This is a genomic window from Oceanicoccus sagamiensis (assembly GCF_002117105.1).
Taxonomy (GTDB): Bacteria; Pseudomonadota; Gammaproteobacteria; order Pseudomonadales; family Dasaniaceae; genus Oceanicoccus; species Oceanicoccus sagamiensis.
In genome coordinates, this window is record NZ_CP019343.1 from 270,959 (window position 1) to 294,453 (window position 23,495).

The window sequence follows — 23,495 nt, forward strand, 5'->3', positions numbered from 1 at the left end:
TATCAACTGTGCTAAAGGGGCCTTAGAGCCCATAAAATAGCGCGTGATTATAGCTTAGGCAGCTGCTTGCCACCACCCAAGACAGGGGGAAGATTAGCCAATTGTGCGTGCATCAGCACGGAAATGAGAGGGTCTTGCGCCAAAAACACCCAGGGCAACAAAATAGCTAACGGCACCCGCCACACAAAGGTAGACAATATTTAAGGCCCGCTGCCACCAGAGCCAATCGACCCATAGGGAAGGCTCAGGCGTCAGCTGCCACAGCACCATGGCCATTACCGCCGCTGCCAAACTTAAACGCAGTAGCGCCGCCGTCATTCCTGCCATGGGTGCATAGACCTGTTGCTGACGTAAACCCCGATATAACAGGCCTGCATTCAGGACAGCCGATAAGGAGGTTGCCAACGCCAAACCAATATGCCCAAGCTGCCAATAGTGATGCAGCGGAACCACAAAAGCGATATTCATCACCATATTAGCGGCCATAGCAATAATGCCGATTTTAACCGGGGTCTTGGTATCCTGGCGGGAGAAGTAACCGGGTGCCAGTACCTTGATTAACATAAAGGCCATTAAGCCCAGCGAATAGGCCTGCAAACTCAAGGAGGCCATGGTGACATCCCTGACGGTTAATTTTCCGTATTGGAATAAGGTCATCAAAATCGGTTCTGCCAACATCATCAGTGCGACAGCGGCGGGAATGGCAATCAGCAATACCATACGAATAGCCCAATCCAGGGTTGCTCTAAAGGCATCAGGCGAGCTAGTGGCCTGCTGACGGGACAAGCTCGGTAAAATAACCGTACTAATAGCGATAGCAAACACACCTAAGGGCAGCTCCACCAAACGGTCGGAGTAATATAGCCACGACACGCTACCTGCAGGGAGAAAAGACGCCAGCACCGTATCCAACAGCAAGTTAATCTGGCTAACTGAGACACCAAAAATAGCGGGGCCCATTAAAGCCAGAATCCGCCTTACCCCTTCATCCTGCCAATCCCAAGCGGGTTTGGGTGTTAACCGTAAACCATGCATAAAAGGCAGCTGGAAGGTCAGCTGTAAAATGCCTGCGGCCATCACCCCCCAAGCCAGAGCAAAGGCGGGTTCATCAAAATAAGGCGCAATCACAATCGCTGCCGTAATCAATGCAATATTGAGTAACACCGGGGTAAAAGCCGGCACCGCAAAACGGCCATAACTATTCAGCACCGCCCCACAAAAACCCGTTAGAGAGATCAGGAATAAATAGGGAAAAGTAATGCGGATCATGTCGCTGGTTAGCTGATAGCGCAGCGGGTCGTCTGACAAATAAAAGCCCGGCGCAAAGATAGCAGTAATAACCGGCGCCCCCACTACAGCCAGCCCCGTCACGATCAGCAAACTGCCACCCAAGGCCCCGGCGACTTTATTCACCAGTAACTGAATGGCATTAAAATCTCGCTGCTCGCGGTACTCTGATAACACTGGCACAAAAGCTTGAGAGAAAGCCCCTTCCGCAAATAACCGGCGCATAAAGTTGGGGATTTTAAAAGCGACAAAGAAGGCATCCGCCGCCGCTGTAGCACCAACAAAATGGGCAATCACGACATCCCGCAATAAACCCAACACACGCGACAACATAGTCATCATGCCGACCACCAGACTGGACTTTAATAAGCCTGTTGTTTGCTGCGGTTGATCTGCTGTTGAGGTTGGCGGTTGCGACAAAATAGGTCCAGAGGGATTAAATAGTCATGTTCACTACAGTTTAGCATTAATTACTGAATCAAGAGGTGGGATAACAGCCGTTTAGAATCAGGGTGGGCTGCACTCCACTGCTGCCTTACAAATTTACATCTATGTTGGCTTGGCCCTTTGATGGCGTGAATGGGTTGAGCCAGACGTGTTTAGGGCATGAGTGTTAACAAGCTTTACGTTAAGCGTCCGGCAGTGAGGTGCCTTAAGATCAGGCATTCTTTCAAGTTTGTTGAAACCAGTCTCGCAGGGTGGATTGCAATCCACCAGACCCAGCCATAAGCCACCATTTACCGGTGGATTATAATCCACCCTACAGTGTTAGAAGCGGCTGCCGGTATACCAATTGACATCACGAGAATATTTTTCTACTTGATCTTCCACATCAAGAATCAAGGTAAAAAGAGCCATTCTAACCACCACCCCATTATCCGCCTGACGGAAAATAGCCAAATTGGGATTGTCGTTCAGATCATTATCTAACTCATTAGCCCCTTCGCGAGAATCGCGGGGCAATGGATGCATAATCACGGTGTTTGGCTCACAAAAACGCGTATAGATAGCCTGATTTAAACGATAGCGTCCGCGGTATAAGTTGGCCTCTTCCTGGCTGGCAAAACGCTCTTCCTGGATTCGGGTTGAGTAGGCAATGTCGACATGGGCAATACTTTCTTCCATCGCATCAGACTCGGTTACCGCAAGACCTGCGGTACGCATCCTCTCAACAATTTCACCCGGCATTTTCAATTCCGCTGGGGAAATCAGGGTGACCGCCACATTGTTATACAGCGTCAATAATTTACACAGGGAGTGAACGGTACGGCCAAATTTTAAATCACCGATCAGGGCAATACGTAAACCGTCGAGGTCTCGGCCCTGGTCTTGCAGTTCTTTTTTAATGGTATATAAATCCAGCAGTGCCTGGCTGGGGTGTTCGTTGGCACCGTCACCACCATTAATCACCGGCACTCGACTGGCAGCGGCAAATTCTGCCACAGAACCCTCTTGCGGGTGGCGCATGGCAATAGCATCACTGTAGCCACTTAATACCCTGGCGGTATCGTAAAGGGACTCACCTTTAGCGATGGCCGAAGATTCAAAGCCAATGGTTTCACGGACCTCGCCCCCCAGTAAATTAAACGCACTGCCAAAGCTCACCCGGGTACGGGTACTGGGTTCAAAAAACATGCTGCCCAGAATAGCACCATCCAAGACCTTGGTTATGCGCCTGCGCTGGGCATAGGGCTTCATACGGTCGGCCACGTCAAAGATACGATCGATATCAATACGCTCAAACTGGCCAATGGAAAGAATATGGCTACCGGTGAATTTCAATCCTGTTTCTCCGTTTTTTATTGATTTTTAGGCATTGACCAAGACCTAACTGGCCTCTTCAATAGTCACTGCATCACTGGCCGCATCGCCAAATTGTAAGCTGGCCCAGCGCGCATACAAGCTTGAACTGGCCAATAACTGCTGGTGATTACCTGTATCCACCAAGCGCCCATGATCCAGTACCGCAATGGTATCGACATTAACAACCGTTGCTAAGCGGTGGGCAATCACAATACTGGTTCGATCCTGCATTAAGTGTTCTAGCGCCTGCTGAACTTTGTATTCGCTTTCTGCATCCAACGCACTGGTTGCTTCATCTAACAATAAGAGTTTGGGGTCTTTTAAGACTGCTCGGGCAATGGCAATACGCTGACGCTGGCCACCGGATAATCTGACACCGGACTCGCCGACAAAACTATCATAGCCTTGCGGCAGCTTCTGGATAAATTCATCGGCATAGGCAGCCTCCGCGGCAGCCTTCACTTGCTCATCCGTCGCATCGGGGCGACCGTAGCGAATATTTTCCAATACCGAATTACTAAACAGCACCGGTTGCTGCGGTACAATGGCGATATGCTCACGCAGCTGTTTCGGGTCTAACTGGCAAATATCAATACCATCAAACAGTATCTTGCCTTCAGTAACATCATAAAAACGCAGGATTAAATCGACCAGAGTCGATTTACCGGCGCCGGAACTACCCACTAAAGCCATGCTGCTCCCGGCAGCCAAATGCAGTGTTAATTTATCAACCGCAGGGGTTTCGGGCCTTGAGGGGTAGAAAAAGCTGACCTCATCAAAATGCAATTCACCCTGTATATTCTCCGGCAAAGGTTGCGACTCGGCAGGCGCCTGAATCAGGTTGTCAGCATGCATTAGCTCTAATAAACGCTCAGTGGCGCCAGCGGCTCGCTGCAAATCACTGTAAACCTCGCTGATCACACCGACCGACATAGCGACCATCAAGGCATAAAAAATAAACGCCGCTAATTCACCAGCAGTAATGCGCCCGGCAATCACATCATGACCACCGACCCATAACATATAGGCTATAGCGCCAAAGACCAGCGCGATCACGATGGAGGTTAGCCAGGCCCGATGTTTAATGCGCCGTAAAGCCACATCGAAAGCGGCCTCCACCTGAGTAGAAAAAGTCTCTCTATCACGCTGCTGGTGGTTAAAGGCCTGGACAATTTTAATATTTTTAAGTGACTCACCCACAAAACCACCAAAAACCGCCACCTTATCCTGGCTGCTGCGGGAGAGTTTTCTCACATGACGACCGAAAATAATAATCGGCATAATCACCAGCGGTACACTGATTAACACAATGGCCGTTAATTTGGGGTTGGTAAATAACAGCAGGATAATGCCGCCAATAAACAATAAAACATTGCGCAGCGCCATCGACACTGAAGAGCCAATCACGGTTTGCAGCAGGGTGGTATCGGTGGTGATACGGGACTGGATTTCGCCGCTAAGGTTGGTTTCAAAGAAGCCCGGGTGCAGCTCAATCACTTTGCTATAGACCTCGCGGCGTAAATCGGCACTGACCCGCTCGCCAATCCAGGAGACCAAATAAAAGCGGGCAAAGGTGCCAATCGACAGCAACATCACCATAAACATAAAGATAATAATGGTCTGGTCTAAGCCTGTGCCAGCGCCCTCACCAAAGCCCTGATCTATCATCATCCGCAGGCCCTGCCCCATCGATAAGGTAACCCCGGCAGTGAACGTCAGGGCAAATAGCGCCCCCAGCACATGCCAGCGATAAGGCTTTAAAAAGCCCAGCATCTCAGATAAAACCTTGATATCGCGACTGCTCTCGCGCTGTTCTGAAGTATCGCCGTGCACAGAAAACCCTTGTTGATGATTGATGACCAGCCGCTTGATTAAGCGTGCCGCTATTATCACCGCTATAGGAGTTAGGTAAAAGGCCTGCCGATGGCTGAGAGGGCAATTTTTAGCAATATCCGTGTATTTTTTGGCCGATAGCCACCATATTCTCTACTTTACGTGCTAAGTGATTGAATATTACGTAAAATATGCTAAGTATTAGGGACGTTTTTAAAACGCGTCCAACCATCCATCGACTCAAAAATTAGCTCGGAACACCATAGTGGCAGACGAAATAGCATCACTGGTAAAATTTTGCACCGCCGAGACAGGACTAAAGGTTTTAAATAGCCAATCCCTGCGCTGGAGCGCCCCCCATCTGTTTAACGACCCCTTTGAACTCAGCCACAAATCAGAGCCCGACTTTACCCCGGATACCCTGCTTAAAGGGATGATTAAAGAAGCCGTTGCTATGTTATTTGGCCCCTCAGACCCAACGGGCAAAAGTAACCGTCTGGTAGCCGCCGTGGCCCGCTGGCGTGAAGAAGACCGTTTTGGCTCAGAAGAAGAAGCCACTCAAGTACTTAACCAGCTGCTTAGCCAAATAGCCACCCAGCAGCAAGAAGGGATTGATACCTATATGTCGGCTTGGCGACAGTTTTCCCGCTCATTAAGAATTTGCTGTTTTTCAGACAAGCCTAACAATATGGATGCATGGCAACGCTATGGTGAAAATCATGCCGGGGTTGCTCTGCGCTTTAGCGCCGGTGACGACACTGCCCTGCCGAACCCCAAGCGGGTGACCTATAGCCAGGTCCCGCCGCTGGTCACCAGCCTTAAGCAACAAGTGGCAGTGACCTACGGTAAAGAAACCGCCCCCAGCCCGGATAGCTTTCTGGAGAAAATGCTTAACAAAAGTAAAAGCAATAATGTGGAGCGGGAATGGCGTTGTTTTAGCAGCGAAGAACCCGACGCCATGAGTGATGAGAGCCTATGGTATGCCAATAAGCAGTTCTCTGCCCCTGAGTTAAAGGCCGTTTATTTTGGTTTGGGCACCAGTCGCACCGATAAAGACAATGTGATTAAACTGATCAAAGAAAAATACAAAAGCACCAAGGTTTATCAAGCGGTAGCCCTGCCCAACCGCTATGAGATTGACTTTGTGCAACTGGCTACCAAGTAATTATTATTTCCTGATTGGCCGGTAAACTACCCCGGCCAATTGACATTTTTCCCGCCGCGATAATTTTTTAATCTCTGACTCACGCTTACTAGCCTCACTACGGTTGGCACTCTGTTCCTGAAAAACTACCTTTTTGGGCTTATCTGAACGAAAAAACTTGGCACCTTTGTTACCGGCCCTACCACTATGCTCGGCAAAACGGCGCTCAACATCAGTGGTTATCCCGGTATAGAGTTTACCGCTTTGAGTCTCGACCATATAAACCCACCAGCTGGTCTCTGTTTTAGCTGTCATAGCGCGCCCGGAATAGTATTAGGCCAACAGCTGATCACTGTAATCCAGCAACTGTTCTAAAATCTGTTGATCTCTGGGGCTAATCGCCTCAGCCTCTAACCGGTTTTGCACATTCTCCAAAAAGTCCTCCAGCACCAGGCTGCCACCACCATCCGCTTCCGTTAAACGCTGGTAGCGATACTCCTGCCACTGCAAGCGCTCCTCTTCTGTTAAGGACTCCGGATAATTACGGGCACGGTAGCGAAAGAGCATTTCCGTCAGGCGAGTATCTTCAAAATAAAAGGTATTATCCCTTAGCTCTTCCGGTGTACTTGAGCGCACTTGCGCCATCACGCTTTTATCGTTCTGGCCAAAAAAGCCACCGCCATAGAGCATCGTATCCGGGTCTTTTTGCTCAGGGAAATTCTGAGATGAAAATACCTCCGCCAGTTTTTCTGTTAAAGAACCGGCCTGCATTAACAGTTTATAATGCTGCCGCGTTTGCGGTAGATCCAACTGAATACGCTCTGCAACTGTATCAGTTAGCAAGCTAGTCGTTGCCACCACTGGGCAGCGGTTGGTATGAATGGTTTTTAAGGGGATTCTTGCAAGCCCTTCCGGCAACTCGGCGGCGGGGGTATATAAACGATCAGCAATTTGCTCGGCATTTAACTCAATTAAAGGCGTGGGATCTACCGCCAGGTCATAACAAATCACCCCGTTTTTATTCGTGGGATGCATGGCCAGTGGCATCACTAAACTGCTACAAAAACGGCTGGCGGGAAACATGGCCGAGGTATGCAGCACTGGCTTTTTCTCCGCGACATTAAGCAACGCAGCCACGTCCCTTTTATTACGCAGCTTAAACACATAATCAAATAGCCTGGGTTGCTTATCCTTAATTAACTTAGCCACGGCAATGGTGGCATGCACATCAGATAAAGCATCATGGGCTGCTTCATGGCTAATACCATTGGCCTCAGTAATTTGCTCCAGCCTAAAACTGGTCGTGCCATCCTCATGGGTTGGCCAGACAATACCCTCGGGGCGCAGCGCGCAACATAAGCGCACCATATCAATAATATCCCAACGGGAATTCCCGTTTTGCCACTCACGGGCATAGGCATCATAAAAATTGCGGTACAAGGTATAACGACTAAATTCATCATCAAAACGAATACTGTTATAACCCACTGCACAGGTGCCAGGCTGGACAAACTCGGCATGAATTTGGCGAATAAATTCTACCTCGGGCAAACCTTGCTCCAGAGCTTGTTGCGGAGTAATCCCCGTTACTAAACAAGCTTCTGGATGTGGCAGCATATCATCGGCGGGCTTACAAAAAATCACCAGCGGTTCGCCAATAATATTGAAATCCGCATCGGTGCGAATACCGGCAAACTGTGACGGACGATCCCGGGCGGGGTCGGTACCAAAGGTTTCGTAATCGTGCCAGTAAAAAGAAAAATCAGCCATGAGTATTAAAGAATCCTGATTAAGTATTGTTTAGGGTGATGGATCTGTGTTAATTTTCCCCTGTCAACGGATTATGACATACCACACTTTGCGGAAGGAACTGCATCATGAAGATTAATACTTATCACTGCGCTAATACGCGCAATAAAACCTCCTCCAATCGTCACCACATCGGCTTTAGTTTAATCGAGCTACTCACTACACTGGCCGTTGTCGCACTTAGCCTTGGTCTGGGTATCTCCGGTTTAAGCCAGTGGTTGCAGCATCAAACCGAAGCCACCCTGTTTAGATCACTGCAGCAAATCAGCACCTTTGCCAGAACCCGGGCGATTAAAGATGGACAATACTTCACCGTATGCGCCAGCCAGAATAACACTGACTGCCAGCAGCAATGGCAACAACAGATTATTGTTTTTAATGATAAAAACACCAATGAAGTTGTCGATAAAGACGAGGCGCTCTACCGGGTACTACCACTGCCTGACAACGCCCCCTGCATTCTCTGGAAAGCCAGCCTTGGCCGGCACTACCTGCAATTTAAGCCCTCTGGTGCCAGCAACGGTACCGCCGGGCATTTTAGGTTTTGTGATTCACAGAGCAACAATAAACTGGTAGTAGGATTAAGTGGCCGCACCTCGATTAAATCTTTATAGAGGTTATTGCGGATGCTACACCAACGACTTAATACTGCCGGTTTCACCCTGATAGAAGTGGTGATCACATTATTTATTATGACCGTAGGCTTATTGGGCTTAGCCGGGCTACAGGCACAGGCTATTAAAGCCAGTCTGGACACCGCCCAGCGCTCACAAACCGCCTGGCTGGTTAGCGAAGTGGCAGAACGGATACGGGCCAACCCTGATGCCAGCGTCAGTGACTATACAGCAACACTGACCACCACAGCCTGTTTAAAACCGGACAAGCAATGCAATACCGATTGCACCCCGGCACAAATGGCAGCCTATGACCTTTGGGATATTTTCTGTGGTATTGACACCCAGGGCGTAGTGGCAAAAGCGGTTGATTCACTCACACTCTCAGAATTATCAATCCATTGTAAAAAAAACTGCACCAACTCAGCAGCTCATTTAGCCGTAAGCATTCACTGGGGCAAAGACCCCAATCAACAACAGATAACGATGGAAGTGAGGCCCTGAAAGAATGCTATCTATTAACCAGCAAGGCATAAGTCTGATTGAATTAATGATTGCCATTACGCTTGCCCTAATCCTGATGGCCGCTGCAATGCAAGTACTCACCAGCAGCCGGCAAACCTATGAGCTTAATAGCGATATTGCCCGCATTCAGGAAAATGGGCGTATCGCTATGGAGATACTGGTTAACAATATTCGTATGGCAGGCTATCGCAACCCTGTTAATGGTATAGCCCCTGATTATTTTGACTTTCAAACGCACTGTAAGCGCTCCCATCACACATGTACGCTCGATCATTTTATTGATAAGCCGGGCAGTATTAACCATGGCAGCGATAGATTATCTATTGTGTACGACCACCCCGCTGATGATTATGGCGGCAGGGCCAGAGATTGCCTTAGTACAGAACTCACCAGCTCGGAGCGAACCAGCCTGCTCATTAATATCTACAGTATAAAAACCGTTAAAGGCATAAGTAGCCTTTATTGCCGAGGCTATAACAAAAGCAAAGGACAATGGCTTGAAACCGGTGCACAACCGTTAATTGACGGTATTGATAATATGCAGGTGTTATACGGTATTGCCTCCGATACCAGCGGGAGTGTTAGGCGCTACGTCTCTCAAGATCAATTAAGTGAACAAGACTGGGCTTTGATTAAAACGGTAAAAATAGCGTTGCTCGTTAGCAATGGTTTAACAGAGGGCTTTGCCGATGCAAAATCTCGCAAGTACCGTTTACTGGATAATAGCGAACTGATAACTGCTGCTACGGATAAACAGGCCCGCAGAATCTACAGTACTACCGTGCAAATAAAAAATAACCGTTAAGGAGTTAGCCATGCTGATAAAAAATCATCAAGGTGCCGTACTGATTGTGAGCCTGATACTACTACTGCTTATGACACTATTGGGTATTACCGCTATGGACTCATCACAATTACAATCACAAATGGCCCGTAATAGCCTGCAATCTCAAACGTTATACCAATATGCCTTCAGTGAAATACAGCAGCAATTTAAAGCGCTGGAAAACCCTGACAGACTTAAGGCTGTCACTCACTCAAACAAAGTTATTTTAGTGTCAGCGTATACCGGCTTATCCATAGATGGTGTTGGAATAACAATCACTGGACATGAAAAAGATAATTACACCCTATCCGGCGCCATCAACTTTATTGGCATCACCGCAGCACCTCCGGGCTACAGTTTAGACTTATATAACACCCTAAACTATGAAATCAATATCGTAGCGGCACAAAACCACAGCCATTCAAAGTCAGACCAAACACAGGGCGTCAGCCGTGTAATACCTGTCAATCACTAAACCAGCATCAACAAACACAAGGAGTGTGTTATGAAAAAAATAGTCACCCAAATAGTATTCACCCTATTGCTGCTGAATAGCACTTTTCTAACAGCCGATGACTTAGAGATTTACCAAACTTTAGCGGAGCAACAGCAGACCAATATTTCAGTCATACTGGCAATTGCCAACCCAAAAAATAGCTCGATAATAAAAACAAGCTTAAAAGATACACTGAATGCACTGCACACCAATAAAGCAGCTATAAACATTGCTTTAATGGCATTCAGTAGTGTGAGTGGCAGTTATCTGGTGCATAAACCCATTAATATCAGCGATAGCTACCAGCTGCAAAGTTTAAACAAGGCTATTGATAAAATACCTGCCACTCAATCTAACGCTAACTTAATCCAGTCTGTCAAAGAGGCCCAGCGCTTTTCCCGTAATACAACCGCCTGCCAGAACAACCTTATTGTTATCATTAGCGACCAAGCCACACAGCCCATCGATAACCGAACCATTCATAACATCGTTTTAAATACTGAATCAAGACTGCTAGCAAACCAGCAGCTGACCGCCGTCTTTGACCGTCTTCTTTACCGCACAATAAAAACTCAAGACACTCTCGCTACCCCTGCTATTGCGGTTGATCGCTATAACCGAATGCAGCATCGTGATGATATCTACTTCGCCCTCTTCCAACCCAAACCATCACCACGCTGGCCCGGCAATATTAAAAAATACAAACTAGAGAACACCCATATTGTTGATGCCAATGGCCATCAAGCCCTGCAAAGGGATACCGGGGATTTTAAAGACTCTACCCTTAGCTTCTGGACAGACCCCACGGATTGGCCCGATGATGCTATCGATGGTTTAGCGCCAGATGGAAACAATATCAACCATGGTGGCTATGCTTATCAACTACCCACCCCTGATCAACGAAAAATCTATACCTATCTTGATAATTTTACACCGGACAAACAACGTCTTTCTGCCACAGACGTTAAATCAAGCAATTTATCTATTACCACAACAACTCTGGGGCTTGCGGAAACAGCAACTCAGCAGCGAAACGATATTCTTAACTGGGTGCGTGGCGCCAGCATAAACAAGCAGCAAAAAACGCCCAACCACTTTGTGGCTGATATTATTCACAACCGTCCCGCTGTAGTCACCTATCGTACGCTGGATAAAAATAACTTTGATGACACCGTATTTGCCGGCTCTAACAGAGGATTATTTTATGCGATCAAAGCCGACACTGGAGAACCTGTCTTTAGCTTTATCCCACAACAACTGTTACCGAATTTAACTCACTACTATCAAAACCAAGGCACTTTTAACGATAAAATCTACGGACTGGACGCCCCTATGACGGTCTGGCGTTATGATAAAAACAATAATGGCAGTATTGTCTCCACTTCAGGCGATAGAGATACTGCTGAAGTCGGCGAACATATTTATATTTACCAAGCTATGCGCCGGGGCGGTAAAAGTCTTTATGCTTTGGATGTTACCCTGCGCCAAAATCCCAAGTTGCTCTGGCAAATTAATGGCAATGCCGATCTTAATGGCAATAAACAAAGCGATGCCACCCCCGGCTTTAGCGACCTTGGCCAAACCTGGTCCACCCCCCAACTGGCCAAAATTCAGTGGAACTGCGCTGCCGATAAGCCCAAAGCCCACTGCGAAGATAAGTCCGTGTTATTTTTTGCCGGTGGCTACGACCCTAAACACGATAACAGCCCGGACCCGTATATTGACGAAGGCAATGCCCTCTATATGGTGGATGCTAAAACCGGAAAATTATTATGGAGTGCGGGTTATAGCCGCAATAGCCAACATAGCCTAAACCTAAAAGCGATGACCCATAGCATCCCTGCGAATATCACCCCCATCGACATTGAAGGAGATGGTTATACCGATTATCTTTTTGCTATCGATATACTCGGCCAGCTATGGCGAATCGACCTTTATAAAACGCCAACCAGCAAAACGCATTTTGCCCATAAAACCCGGGGCGGGATTATCGCCGATCTTGGTGGTGGCAAGAGTGGTAGTGAGCGCCGATACTATAATGCACCCGATATAGCCCTTGTCTCACCCCGCGGCAGAAAACCTTTCCTTGCCATTGCCTTAGGCAGCGGCTACCGAGCAGCCCCAAAATCCACCCATATCACTGACCATTTCTATGTCGTGTTTGATCCTTATCCTTACTCTGCTCCGCCAGGCTACAACTATAACTACAACGATGACCGAGTAATAAGCACCGCTGATATGGCTGCCGCCACTCTTAAACACGGTAAAAAAGCACCCACTCATACCGAGAAACAATACGGCTGGTACTATAGCTTTAGCAACAACAAGGGTGAGAAAGTCCTGGCCCCCTCACTTAGCTTTAACCACCAGATTTTATTAACCACTTATATACCGGCCACCAAGCAGCAAAGCTGCGCATCGAATAAACACCCTTTAGGCACAGGCCGCTATTACTTATTAAATCTATTAAATGGCCAGTCAACACTCAGCGACAACGGCTCCATCAAAAACTACCAAACACTAAACCATGGCGGCATACCCCCGGAACCTTTACTGATCTTTCTTCCTAAAAAGGTTTGCCCGTCAAAGAACTGCACAGCCACCAATAGCAACCACCAACAGCAGGATAATTTACTGGCCTGTATCGGCACAGAATGTATCGATAACCTGACCGAGCTAACTCTCGACAAAACCTACTGGCGGGAAAATAATGAGTAATATATTACAACAGACAAACACCAATACCGGTTTTAGCCTATTAGAAATGATAATGGTATTAGCGATTATCGGCCTACTCACCGCTATAGCGATCCCTCGCTACGAAAGTTATATCTTACGCAGTAACCGCATCGGCGAAGGTCTACCAGCCCTTAATCAACTGATGCAGGCTCAAGAGCGCCATGCTGCTCAATATGGAAGCTATACCGACAAGCTAACTGAACTAGGTTACAGCGCTGAGCCAATCACACCGGGAGGTCACTACAAACTTAAAGCGGTAGCTTGTGATAACACCGCCATCACTCACTGCATTGCTGTCCAGGCTCTGGCACAAGGCCAGCAAAGTAAAGATACTAACGGCGTAGATATTGATAACAACGGAGAGCCCGGTGACCTTAGCTATAACAGCCGTGGAGAAAAATCAGGAATCCATTAGGCAAGCAAACCAGCTACAAGGCCGAGACCTATCAACAGCCCCGGCTAACCCTCGCTGCAATAGAAATGCCTGCATTGAGCAGGTGTCTTAATAGCGTAATCTCAGCAGACAATGTACCGGAGTACTTAAATGGCACCTGAGAGCGGGCAGTACCCACCCCAATGTAATCATCAATAATAATGCCGTAACCATGTGTGGTAAGGTTTCACAGAGCTAGCGGAGTAAATTGAATCGTTACGGTATAGCCAAGCGCTGCGGCGTAGCTTTCTATGGTAGACAGACGTGGGGAAATTTCAGAGTGCAAGCTTTCCAGGCGCGAGATATTACTTTTTCGGGTGCCCATTAGCTCTGCCATTTCGGCCTGGGTCACCCCCGCTTGCTTGCGCAAGGCGATCATTTCGCGCTTCATAGCAAAAAGTGGAGCCAAAGCATCGTATTCCGCTTTTACAGCGGGATTGCTTAGGGCTTTGGTTTTAAACTCGGTTAATGTGGTTCGTTTCGTCATTGTTTTGTACCGTGGTTTTTCGTTGCTTGGCCAGCGTTATCCTTCGCGCTGGCAGGCTACGGGTTTTCTTAATCGCTGTGAGTAGAATAATGACTTCTCTTCCTCTGGCGATACAGAATATGGAGCGCGCAATACCTTCCAAACCTTTGGCTCTAATCTCATAGAGACCATCACCAAGGGGGGCGGTATGGGGCCTGCCAAGATCAGGGCCAAACTCCTCTATAAGCTCGGCGATACGGATAAAACCAGCCAGTACACCCGTTGGCAATGCGAGCGTCTCCCGCTCAACCTTTGTATTGTAAAAAGTAACAGTCCATGTCATAGATGAGAGGGTTATCTTTAATGATAACCCCCTCGTCAATCTTGAAATGATTAGAAATGGTGATGGATTAAATAGTTAGACTATTTATAAATACGAGGGGCTCTTAGGGGCATACGGGTCAGAATTTCATAACCGATGGTGCCAGCCCATTGGGCAATCTCATTAGCGGTCAATTCGGGGCCCCAGAGAATCACTTCATCACCAATAGCCACAGAGTCTAAATCAGTGACATCGACGGTGATCATATCCATAGAGACATTGCCCACCAATTTAACCCGCTGACCATTAACAATAACCGGGGTACCGTTTGGTGCACTACGGGGGTAGCCATCACCATAACCTACCGCAATGGTAGCAATGGTTGAGGGGCGCTCGGCGGTCCAGTTGGCGGCATAGCCAACGGACTCACCCGCCGCAACTTCCCGCACTGAGATCACAGCGGATTTTAAGGTCATGACCTGTTGCAGTTGATCGGCATTTTCCTGAGGAATGTTAAAGGGGGAATTGCCATAGAGCATATAGCCCGGACGATTCCACGCTGTTCTGGCCTTGGGCCAAGCCAGTACCCCAGATGAATTGCCAATACTTAAAGGCGCATCGATATCTTTAACCGCGGCCATAAAACAGGCAATCTGGGTATCGGTAAAATCGCTGCCCAAGTCATCACCACAGGCAAGATGCGTCGCTAAAATAATATCATTATCGACATTGGGGCTGGCTTGCAGCTGCTGATAAAACTCAGTGACCTGTTCAGGGTTTATACCCAGTCGATGCATACCGGTATCCAGCTTTAACCAAACTTTGATGGGCTGCGTTAACTCAGCATTGAGCAGGCTATGCAACTGCTGTTGGTTTTCCAGCATTATCCAGTAATTATTGGCTGAGGCTTGTTCGATTTCATCGGCGGTAAATACACCTTCCAATAACAGTATCGGCTTATGGATACCGGCCTGACGCAATTCATCCGCCTCTTCAATACAGGCCACTCCTAACGCTGGCGCCAAAGGCTCCAGAGCTTTGGCCACAGGGACGGCACCATGACCATAAGCATTGGCTTTGACTACCGCAACACACTGCCCTTCGGGCACCAATCGCTGGGCAAACTGAAAGTTATGCTTTAGGGCAGCAAGGTCAATAAAAGCGGTGGTGGGTCTGGCCATGGCTAGTGCTGCCTTAGTAGTTGTATTTATTGGCGGTAAACAGGCTTTGGGCTTTTTCCCAAACCTCACCGACACTGCCATCGCCAACGGGCTGGCCATCCACTTCAATTACCGGCGCTACTTCTTTGCTGGAGCTACTAATCCAGACCTCATCAGCAGTACGCAATTCATCCATGGTAACCACCCGCTCTTCGACGGGAATGGAGCCATCTTTACGTAAAATATCCAGCAGGATTAAGCGGGTAATTCCCGGCAAGATCTGCTCATCCAAAGGAGAGGTAATCACTTTACCGTCTTTGACGATATAGGCATTAACTGCGCTGCCTTCTGTCATTTCACCGCGCTCATTATAGAGAATGGTTTCGCCATTGCCTTCGCTATGGCCATGCTGATAGTGCATCACATTGCCTAGCAGTGCCGTAGATTTTATATTGCAGCGTTTCCAGCGTAAGTCTTGTGTGGTAGACACTTTATAGGGCTTAACCTGGTTTCTATTCGCTATGGGTTCTGGCGGGATTTCAAAAGAAAAAGCAAAGACGGTGGCCGGTACATTGTCCGGGTAGGCGTGATTGCGTTTGGAGTCGGCGCCGCGACTAACATGAAAGTAGATACCCAAATTACCGGCACCATTTTTTTCACTAAGCTGGGTAGCAATATCGCGCCACTGGTCATGGCTGTAATCAAATTTAATATCGATAGCACTTAAGCCATCATTCATTCTATCGATATGCGGACCAAAGCCCACCAACTTGCCATTATAGGAAGGAATCACTTCATAGATGCCATCACCAAATAAAAAACCTCTATCCATAGGAGAAATTTTGGCCTCTTCCATTGGCAGGTATTCACCATTTAAATAAACAATACTCATAACGTCGACCTATAAAAAAATAAAAAATTTACTGAAAACCCACCAACTGACGCAAACTGGCAATTAGCTTTTCACCTTCCGCCAAAGGCAAGCTATCTTCCGTCAATGTGGGTTCCCGGGTTACACCGTCAAGGCTTCCGCGCGCGGCGATATAGCTTAAAATTTGTTGAGGGTTTATCCGTGCTAATAAATCTTCCTGCTGCCAGTGGGCTAATAAGGCAATTAATCCATGGGCTGCCCAGTTGGATACATCGGCTATTACCAGTTCATCACAGGTAGTTACTGATGGGGTTATATCCAATGCTGAAATCGCCTGATGGATATTACCCATCCCCACTTCATTACCGCCATCACCGATGGCAATGGTTGGGCAATTGGCATACTGCAAGAAGTAATCAAAGCTGGCACAGCGCTCACTAATATCTTCACCGCGCATATTGCAGTAGATACCCTGCGCTGAAAGCCCTGCCCGTTCAATCGATAAAACCAGTTCAGGCTGTAATAATTCTAACGCGGCTTTAGCTTCCTGTTCGGCATTGGCCAAATCGCCTACAGTAATTTCATGGACACGAAAATCCCCCGCAATGGCGGTGGACATCGGTGCCCCGCAGACAATTATTGGCTTGGCACCTAAATACTCCAGCGTTTGGTATAAAGCAATCGCCCCTACCGGCCCATCGGTTTCAAAGCTATCCAGTACGGGAAAGCCGGTGCCGATTAATACAGTGCCTTTGCAGGCCAATAACAATTTGGCCGCCCGCAGATAGTAACCAGGGATTAAAGCCGACTGTACATCTTTCATGCCCCGTAAATTTCTTGCCACCAGTAAGTCCTCAATGGATTGACTGAGGGCCAGGTCTCTTTTCTCGGCGGTGTTAGTCATTGGCGCTACACCTAACAGGTCTGTAGTTGTGCTTGCTGCAACCGTGCTTCAGCAAAATGTAAAAGGTTATGGGCCCGCTCCATAGAGACCGCTTCAAAAGCAACTTTGCCACCGGGTAATAGTTGTGCCAGCCGTGCAGTATCGGTTGAAATCATCGAACCGATTTTGGGATAACCGCCGATGGTTTGGCGGTCGTTAATTAATACAATCGGTTGGCCATCGGCAGGAATTTGGATGGCTCCGTGGCAAATACCTTCCGATAAAATACCGTTAATTGATGAATTGATTTCCTGGCCGGTTAAACGATAACCCATACGGTCACAGCGGTCGGACACAGTATATTCGCTGCTAAAAAACAGGTTTTTTTGTACATCACTAAAGGTTTGTTGCTGGTAGCCCAATATCACTCTGGCAGTTATTGACGTGCTATAAACCGGCTGGTCTTTTTTATCCAGACAATAGTGATGAGAAGCGCTGGCACTGTGACAGGGCAAAAGATCACCCTGCTGAACACGTTCACCGTCCAGGCCACCTATTGCTTCACGGGTAACGGTAGCTGCACTGCCAAAGCTATGGGCAATATCAAAACCACCGGCTACAGCCAAATAACTGCGACAGCCGTTTTGCGCATAACCCAACTCAATGTGATCACCGGCTTTAATCGTGTGGCTACGCCATAATGGGCAGTTATTACCGTTGATGGTTAGCGCCATATCTGCACCGGTAACTGCAATCACGGTATCAACCTCAGATTCCAAAACCAAACCACCGACACTGATTTCCAGAGCGATATTATTGGCCGTCTGTTTAGCTGCGCTTTCGCATAAGCGATTAGCCCAGTAAAAAGCTTGCGGGTCTAAGGGGCCGCCATTGGTTAAACCAATGCCGTGATACCCAAAACGGCCGCTATCCTGAATCAGGCTTAATACGCCGGGGCTAATTACTTTAAAACCTGTGCTGGCAGCAGTGCTCATGGTAACGCCCCCCCAAGGTCAAAAACTGATCGCGGTTAATCGCCTCAAATCGAACCCGGTCACCCACGGCAACCGGCATAGTCGGCTGCGCTTTGGGATCAAACATACGCTGTGGGCAAAGGCCAATCAGGTTCCAACCACCGGGTGATTCCGCGGGGTAAACAGCGGTTTGTTGATCCGCGATACCGACAGCACCACGGGGGACTTTTTGCCGCGGTGTGGATAAACGCGGTGAAGCAATTTGTTGATCCACTTCACCCAAATAAGCAAAGCCCGGTGCAAAGCCAATTGCATAAACCCGGTATTCCTGTTGCTGGTGCAAATCAATGACTTGCTCGATAGACAGCTCGGCCCGCTCAGCAATAGACTCCAATTCCGGGCCCGATTCCAGACTGTAATAAACGGGCAAAGTAATCAGACTGCCCTCCCCGCTTTCCGCATTGACCGTATCGGCCAGCAAATCTTTGATTGCCGCCAGCATATGAAAATGATCAGTTTTTAAGGCGTTATAAATAACGGTTAATGAGGCGTAGGATGGAATTAAATCAATCAATACCGGTTGTAGGGCTCCGGCAATGGCCGCCGTTGCCGCCTGCACACGGGCAGCTATATCCGGCGAGGCACTGCCGGAATAAAGCTCGTCGCCGAAATAGATAATCAGCGCATTTTCACCCGCGAGTTCTATTTTCATCCGCCAATTAACTCTCGAATGTCTTGAATGGCTAATACACCGGCTTCATTATCACCATGGACACATAGAGTATCGACCTGCAGGGATAAGGTATTGCCCCCGACGGTCGTGATTGTCCCTTCATCACAGAGTTGCTTAACCTGGGCTAACATTTTTTCTTTGTTGTGCACAGCGCCCTCTTTAGAGCGAGCCAGTAATTTGCCATCGTCGTCATAACAGCGGTCGGCAAAGGCTTCAAACCAAAGGCTAAGGCCAAGGCGGTCAGCTTCGGCCTTATGCTCGTTATAATCCGGGGTGGCTTGTAACATAAGCGTTAACGGGCGGTGATATTCCGACATAGCCACCAGTATGGCATTGCGCACATCGGGCTTGGCCATCATATCGTTATAGAGTGCGCCGTGGGGTTTTACATATTCCAGTTTTAGGCCGGCGGTGGCAGCCATTCCGTCCATAGCTGCGATCTGATAATGCATTAATGCAACAATTTCATCAAAGCTGCAATTCATCGAGCGACGGCCAAAGCCAACCAGATCCTGATAGGCAGGGTGAGCACCAATGGTGACATTATGTTGTTTGGCCATTTGCAAGGTATTGCGCATTACCACCGGATCACTGGCGTGAAAACCACAGGCAATATTGGCCTGGTCAATATAGGGCATTACAGCGGCGTCCATTCCCATGGTCCAGCTGCCAAAGCTTTCGCCCAAGTCGCAATTTAATCGTAAAGCCATAGCGAAGATTCCCGTAAAAACAATTCAATGGTGGATACAGAATAGTAGTTCTGAACCGCACTATTGACGACTATTTTAGAGAATTGCAGGAAAATTTTTTGCCATAATTCGGCATTTTACAGGATATTATCCTTTGAAAGTGGCAGATACCGCTAGAATACCACCAGATTACCCACGTTAGGCAAAATTAATACCTATAACGCAATCACTATAAAATGGACAGCTTGCTATTGGGGATATCCGTCACCAGCATACAGCCGGGTTCATGGGTAATACACAATGGCGGTTTGGCTTCTTCCAGTACCGCCTGAGGTGTCACGCCGCAGGCCCAGAATACAGGCATTTCATTGGGCTTGATGGTAACGGCATCGCCATAGTCAGGTTGGTTGATATTGTTAATACCAATCAGTGAAGGGTCGCCCAAATGAATCGGCGCACCATGCACCGAGGGGAAGCGACTGCAAATTTGTATCGCGCGTATCGCATCTGCCGCTAAAAAGGGACGCATACTCACTACGGTTTTACCGCTAAATCGACCGGCGGGACGACAGTCGATATTGGTGCGATACATCGGGACATTGAGATTTTGGCTAACATTGCGTACATCCAGACCATCGGCAATCAGTGGTTCTTCAAAGGAGAACGAGCAGCCCAGTAAAAAGCTGACCAGATCATCGCGCCAGTAGTCTTTGATATCAGTCACAGAGTGTTTATGTTCGCCGTTTTCAAAAATACGGTAGCCAGAAATATCAGAACGGATATCCAGATCTTCACCCAAGTCTGGCAACATATAATCACCTGGCTGGGATGCCATACCCACTATGGGGCAAGGCTTGGGATTGAGCTGACAAAATTGTAGAAATTCATTAGCCCAGTCTTTGGGCAGGATCACCAGGTTACATTGTACAAAACCTGCGGCATAGCCAGAGGTATTCGTGGTATGTTCGCCGCTGCGGATACGTTGACGTAGGGTTAGTGGTGATATGTCTGCTGTCATAGTTTTCTCTTCGATGTCATTCCTGTGTAGGTGGGAATCCAGTTTGAGTGCCGTTATATTCAAGACAGCCCGTAGGGTGGATTATAATCCACCGCTTAGACGGCACCTGGCTGGGCTTGGTGGATTATAATCCACCCTACGATGTCCGAGGAGTATTGTTAAAACGCCAACGCTGCAATACGCTGGCCCTGTTTAAGGCATTTGCCCTGGACAATAATTCGCCTTCGCAAAAATGACGAGTGGCTTAAGTAACCTTAATCGCTTGCTCTTCAATTTTAGCGGACCATATTTGCGGACCGGTTTTATGTACCGACTCACCCGTATGATCGACCGCAACCGTTACCGGCATATCTTCCAATTCAAATTCATAGATCGCTTCCATACCCAATTCAGGGAAGCCAACCACCTTGGAAGATTTAATCGCCTGAGCCACTAGATAAGCAGCACCACCCACAGCCATAAGATAAACTGACTGGTGATCTTTAATCGCGTCAATCGCAGTAGGTCCCCGCTCAGCTTTACCAATCATACCCAACAGCCCGGTTTTTTCTAACATGGTGCGGGTAAATTTATCCATACGGGTTGCAGTCGTTGGGCCAGCAGGACCAACCACTTCATCACCAATGGGATCAACAGGCCCTACGTAATAGATAAAACGACCTTCCATAGAAACCGGCAGTTCTTCACCGGCTTCAATCATATCAACCATTTTCTTATGGGCCGCATCGCGACCGGTTAGCATTTTACCGTTTAATAATAAGGTATCACCGGGCTGCCAGGTTTTAACTTCTTCGGCGGTGACTGTATCCAGATTAACACGCTTAACGTTATCACCGGCTTCACGGGTCACTTCCGGCCAGTCTTCCAGTTTGGGCGCTTTTAATGAAGCGGTACCGGAACCATCCAGGGTAAAGTGTGTGTGGCGAGTAGCGGCACAGTTAGGAATAATCGCAATCGCTTTATTGGCGGCATGGGTTGGATAGTCTTTGACTTTAACGTCCATTACTGTGGTTAAACCACCCAGGCCCTGGGCACCAATACCCAGCTTGTTAATTTTTTCGTGTAACTCAAGGCGCAGCTCTTCTGAACGAGTGCTGGCACCGCGTTCTTGCAAGTCCTGAATATCGATCGGCTCCAGCAAGGCTTCTTTTGCCAGTAACATCGCTTTTTCAGCAGTGCCACCAATACCTATACCCAACATGCCCGGTGGACACCAACCGGCCCCCATTTGCGGCACCATATTTAATACCCAATCCACAACAGAATCTGAAGGGTTCAGCATGGCAAATTTGGACTTGGCTTCACTACCGCCGCCCTTGGCAGCCACATGAACTTCGACGGTATCGCCGGGGACAATTTCATAGTGAATCACACCGGGAGTATTGTCTTTGGTATTGGCTCGGGCGCCATCAGGGTCCGCCAGGATGGAAGCGCGTAGTACATTGTCCGGGTTCATATAGGCGCGACGAATACCTTCGTTACACATATCGGTCACTGACATATCCGCTTCCCATTGCACATTCATACCGACTTTTAAAAATACGGTCACAATACCGGTATCCTGACAAATAGGTCGATGCCCCTCGGCACACATCCGGGAGTTAATCAGGATCTGAGCCAGTGCATCTTTAGCTGCCGGGTTCTGCTCTCGCTGGTAGGCTTTATCCATGGCCTGGATAAAATCAACCGGGTGGTAATAGGAAATGTATTGCAGCGCATCGGCTACGCTTTCGATCAAATCTTCTTGACGGATAACAGTCATCAGAGACGAACCTCTCGTTCAAAATAGGGTCAGTGAGTAAAATCAGGGGCGCTATTATACACAAACGCGGTGGTTTTTGACCGCCTTCTAACAGACGGTCACAGGGGGAGAATTAGAGCGCTATTGTGGGGCTGGCTGGCTGCTACCCTGCTTTAAGGCAGTTAAATCGCGGTTTACCTGGCGTCGGAAGCCATTAATAGACTCAACCCATTCCTCAGTCCCCTTAACCCGGCGGTCCAATTTACCCAAATCAGCACTGACCCGGTTGGTCTTGTCGGCCATATTTTCCAGAGATTTCTCTTGCTGGCCAAGCACCAACTGGTTTTCAGCAACCTGTGAGTGCAGTTGCTGGGTTTTTTGTAGCTGCTGGCTTAAGCCCGCCACCACATCATCACGCTTGGTCATTTGCTGCTTGGCGGAGGCGATAAACGCATCGCTGGCCGCGATACTTTCGGTGTGCAGTTTCAGTAAGGCGTCATTTTCAGCAAACTTTTGCTTACTTTTCTTCCAGACATTGTCCCAAAGCTTACGCACCTCGGAATCCAACTCACGTAACTTAACCTTCATCGCCGCGCTGGACTCCCCCATGCTTTCATCGGTAACCATTAAGCGCCGCTCCAGATCACCAATACGCAACTCATAATTTTGCAGCGACTTCTCGGCAATCTGAAGTTTTTGGTGAAGATACCCTGCCCAGGCAGCCGTGGCTAATAACACCAAAACCACCAGAGTCAAAACCGACTTGGTTGCCATTGAAGCACTGGCACTGCCCGCCGCCCCAACATCCGGTACCTCTCCCAAACTTGCGGCTAGCTGCCCCTTAGCCTGGTTACGCTGAAAAGAGGCAATTTCATCATGGGCTGGGGTAATTTTGGGCACATGACCAATATGGTCATCATCTCGTCGGGACATAATTGTATTCACACTTCTTAATCGGATTAAATGTCGAGCAAAGCCCGCTAAATGCTTAGTTCACACATTAACGGCGGTGGCCGTCATTATCGCATGGCCATATTGGCCAAAACACTAGCAAATTCGCGCACAGCACACAGATTTCCATTAAACATAGCAAAAAAAAACGCCGATGCGTCTGTTTAACGTGTTTATA

At 48.1% G+C, this 23,495-nt stretch carries 23 protein-coding genes; 7 read left to right on the plus strand and 16 right to left on the minus strand.

The window, feature by feature from the left end; all coding sequences use genetic code 11:
• Positions 1-93: 93 nt before the first annotated feature.
• From murJ to BST96_RS01175, 3 genes are all read right to left on the minus strand, one after another.
• Positions 94-1,707, minus strand: a complete 1,614-nt coding sequence (gene murJ, locus BST96_RS01165) for a murein biosynthesis integral membrane protein MurJ (RefSeq protein WP_085756927.1) — start codon at positions 1,705-1,707, stop codon at positions 94-96.
• Between the two features lie 348 nt (positions 1,708-2,055).
• Positions 2,056-3,069, minus strand: coding sequence for an aspartate carbamoyltransferase (locus tag BST96_RS01170; RefSeq protein ID WP_085756928.1), 1,014 nt, complete (start codon positions 3,067-3,069; stop codon positions 2,056-2,058).
• Between the two features lie 45 nt (positions 3,070-3,114).
• Positions 3,115-4,923, minus strand: a complete 1,809-nt coding sequence (locus BST96_RS01175) for an ABC transporter transmembrane domain-containing protein (RefSeq protein ID WP_276206922.1) — start codon at positions 4,921-4,923, stop codon at positions 3,115-3,117.
• A gap of 265 nt (positions 4,924-5,188) precedes the next feature.
• On the opposite strand from BST96_RS01175, the gene BST96_RS01180 reads away from it, so the two are divergent.
• Positions 5,189-6,088 (plus strand): DUF2971 domain-containing protein, encoded by a 900-nt coding sequence (locus BST96_RS01180; protein WP_085756929.1) that lies wholly within the window; start codon positions 5,189-5,191, stop codon positions 6,086-6,088.
• A gap of 3 nt (positions 6,089-6,091) precedes the next feature.
• On the opposite strand, the gene BST96_RS01185 is transcribed toward BST96_RS01180, so the two are convergent.
• Together BST96_RS01185 and sbcB are read right to left on the minus strand one after the other, a co-directional pair.
• Positions 6,092-6,382 (minus strand): GIY-YIG nuclease family protein, encoded by a 291-nt coding sequence (locus tag BST96_RS01185; RefSeq protein WP_240554875.1) that lies wholly within the window; start codon positions 6,380-6,382, stop codon positions 6,092-6,094.
• Between the two features lie 18 nt (positions 6,383-6,400).
• Positions 6,401-7,837, minus strand: coding sequence for an exodeoxyribonuclease I (gene sbcB, locus BST96_RS01190; RefSeq protein ID WP_085756930.1), 1,437 nt, complete (start codon positions 7,835-7,837; stop codon positions 6,401-6,403).
• 107 nt (positions 7,838-7,944) lie between these two features.
• On the opposite strand from sbcB, the gene BST96_RS01195 reads away from it, so the two are divergent.
• Genes BST96_RS01195 through BST96_RS01220 form a run of 6 tightly spaced genes read left to right on the plus strand, consistent with a single transcriptional unit; the run spans position 7,945 to position 13,491 of the window.
• The gene (locus tag BST96_RS01195) at positions 7,945-8,490 is read left to right on the plus strand and encodes a GspH/FimT family pseudopilin (RefSeq protein ID WP_085756931.1); all 546 of its coding nucleotides are present in this window, start codon (positions 7,945-7,947) and stop codon (positions 8,488-8,490) included.
• A gap of 12 nt (positions 8,491-8,502) precedes the next feature.
• Positions 8,503-8,994 carry a type IV pilus modification protein PilV gene (gene pilV, locus BST96_RS01200; RefSeq protein ID WP_085756932.1) on the plus strand — a complete coding sequence of 164 codons (492 nt, stop codon included), beginning with the start codon at positions 8,503-8,505 and terminating at the stop codon, positions 8,992-8,994.
• 4 nt (positions 8,995-8,998) lie between these two features.
• Positions 8,999-9,820, plus strand: coding sequence for a PilW family protein (locus BST96_RS01205; protein WP_085760448.1), 822 nt, complete (start codon positions 8,999-9,001; stop codon positions 9,818-9,820).
• A 10-nt stretch (positions 9,821-9,830) separates the two neighbouring features.
• Entirely contained in the window at positions 9,831-10,316 is a 486-nt protein-coding gene (locus tag BST96_RS01210; protein WP_085756933.1) for a PilX N-terminal domain-containing pilus assembly protein, read from the plus strand.
• 30 nt (positions 10,317-10,346) lie between these two features.
• Positions 10,347-13,055, plus strand: coding sequence for a pilus assembly protein (locus BST96_RS01215; RefSeq protein WP_085756934.1), 2,709 nt, complete (start codon positions 10,347-10,349; stop codon positions 13,053-13,055).
• The gene (locus BST96_RS01220; RefSeq protein ID WP_085760449.1) at positions 13,048-13,491 is read left to right on the plus strand and encodes a type IV pilin protein; all 444 of its coding nucleotides are present in this window, start codon (positions 13,048-13,050) and stop codon (positions 13,489-13,491) included. Before BST96_RS01215 ends, BST96_RS01220 begins: the two co-directional genes overlap by 8 nt.
• A 205-nt stretch (positions 13,492-13,696) precedes the next feature.
• Here the strand turns inward: BST96_RS01220 and BST96_RS01225 are convergent, their stop codons facing one another.
• The 11 genes from BST96_RS01225 to BST96_RS01275 form a co-directional block, all read right to left on the minus strand.
• Positions 13,697-13,996, minus strand: coding sequence for a helix-turn-helix domain-containing protein (locus tag BST96_RS01225; protein WP_085756935.1), 300 nt, complete (start codon positions 13,994-13,996; stop codon positions 13,697-13,699).
• On the minus strand, positions 13,965-14,318 hold the full coding sequence (locus BST96_RS01230) for a type II toxin-antitoxin system RelE/ParE family toxin (protein ID WP_085756936.1): 354 nt from the start codon (positions 14,316-14,318) through the stop codon (positions 13,965-13,967). The genes BST96_RS01225 and BST96_RS01230 overlap by 32 nt, the downstream gene beginning before the upstream one ends.
• Positions 14,319-14,398: 80 nt before the next feature.
• Positions 14,399-15,478: an alanine racemase gene (gene alr / locus BST96_RS01235; RefSeq protein ID WP_085756937.1), complete on the minus strand. Its 1,080-nt coding sequence runs from the start codon at positions 15,476-15,478 to the stop codon at positions 14,399-14,401.
• Between the two features lie 13 nt (positions 15,479-15,491).
• On the minus strand, positions 15,492-16,349 hold the full coding sequence (locus BST96_RS01240; protein ID WP_085756938.1) for a D-amino acid aminotransferase: 858 nt from the start codon (positions 16,347-16,349) through the stop codon (positions 15,492-15,494).
• 28 nt (positions 16,350-16,377) lie between these two features.
• Complete coding sequence (locus tag BST96_RS01245) at positions 16,378-17,232, minus strand: glutamate cyclase domain-containing protein (RefSeq protein ID WP_085756939.1); 855 nt, start codon at positions 17,230-17,232, stop codon at positions 16,378-16,380.
• 11 nt (positions 17,233-17,243) lie between these two features.
• Positions 17,244-18,206, minus strand: a complete 963-nt coding sequence (locus BST96_RS01250; RefSeq protein ID WP_085756940.1) for a 5-oxoprolinase subunit C family protein — start codon at positions 18,204-18,206, stop codon at positions 17,244-17,246.
• Positions 18,178-18,897, minus strand: coding sequence for a 5-oxoprolinase subunit PxpB (pxpB, locus tag BST96_RS01255; RefSeq protein ID WP_085756941.1), 720 nt, complete (start codon positions 18,895-18,897; stop codon positions 18,178-18,180). The genes BST96_RS01250 and pxpB overlap by 29 nt, the downstream gene beginning before the upstream one ends.
• Entirely contained in the window at positions 18,894-19,628 is a 735-nt protein-coding gene (locus tag BST96_RS01260; RefSeq protein ID WP_085756942.1) for a 5-oxoprolinase subunit PxpA, read from the minus strand. Before BST96_RS01260 ends, pxpB begins: the two co-directional genes overlap by 4 nt.
• A gap of 208 nt (positions 19,629-19,836) precedes the next feature.
• Positions 19,837-20,625 (minus strand): putative hydro-lyase, encoded by a 789-nt coding sequence (locus BST96_RS01265; protein WP_085756943.1) that lies wholly within the window; start codon positions 20,623-20,625, stop codon positions 19,837-19,839.
• Positions 20,626-20,869: 244 nt separating this feature from the next.
• Positions 20,870-22,387 carry a fumarate hydratase gene (locus tag BST96_RS01270; protein WP_085756944.1) on the minus strand — a complete coding sequence of 506 codons (1,518 nt, stop codon included), beginning with the start codon at positions 22,385-22,387 and terminating at the stop codon, positions 20,870-20,872.
• Between the two features lie 120 nt (positions 22,388-22,507).
• On the minus strand, positions 22,508-23,299 hold the full coding sequence (locus BST96_RS01275) for a hypothetical protein (protein ID WP_085756945.1): 792 nt from the start codon (positions 23,297-23,299) through the stop codon (positions 22,508-22,510).
• Positions 23,300-23,495: the final 196 nt, after the last annotated feature.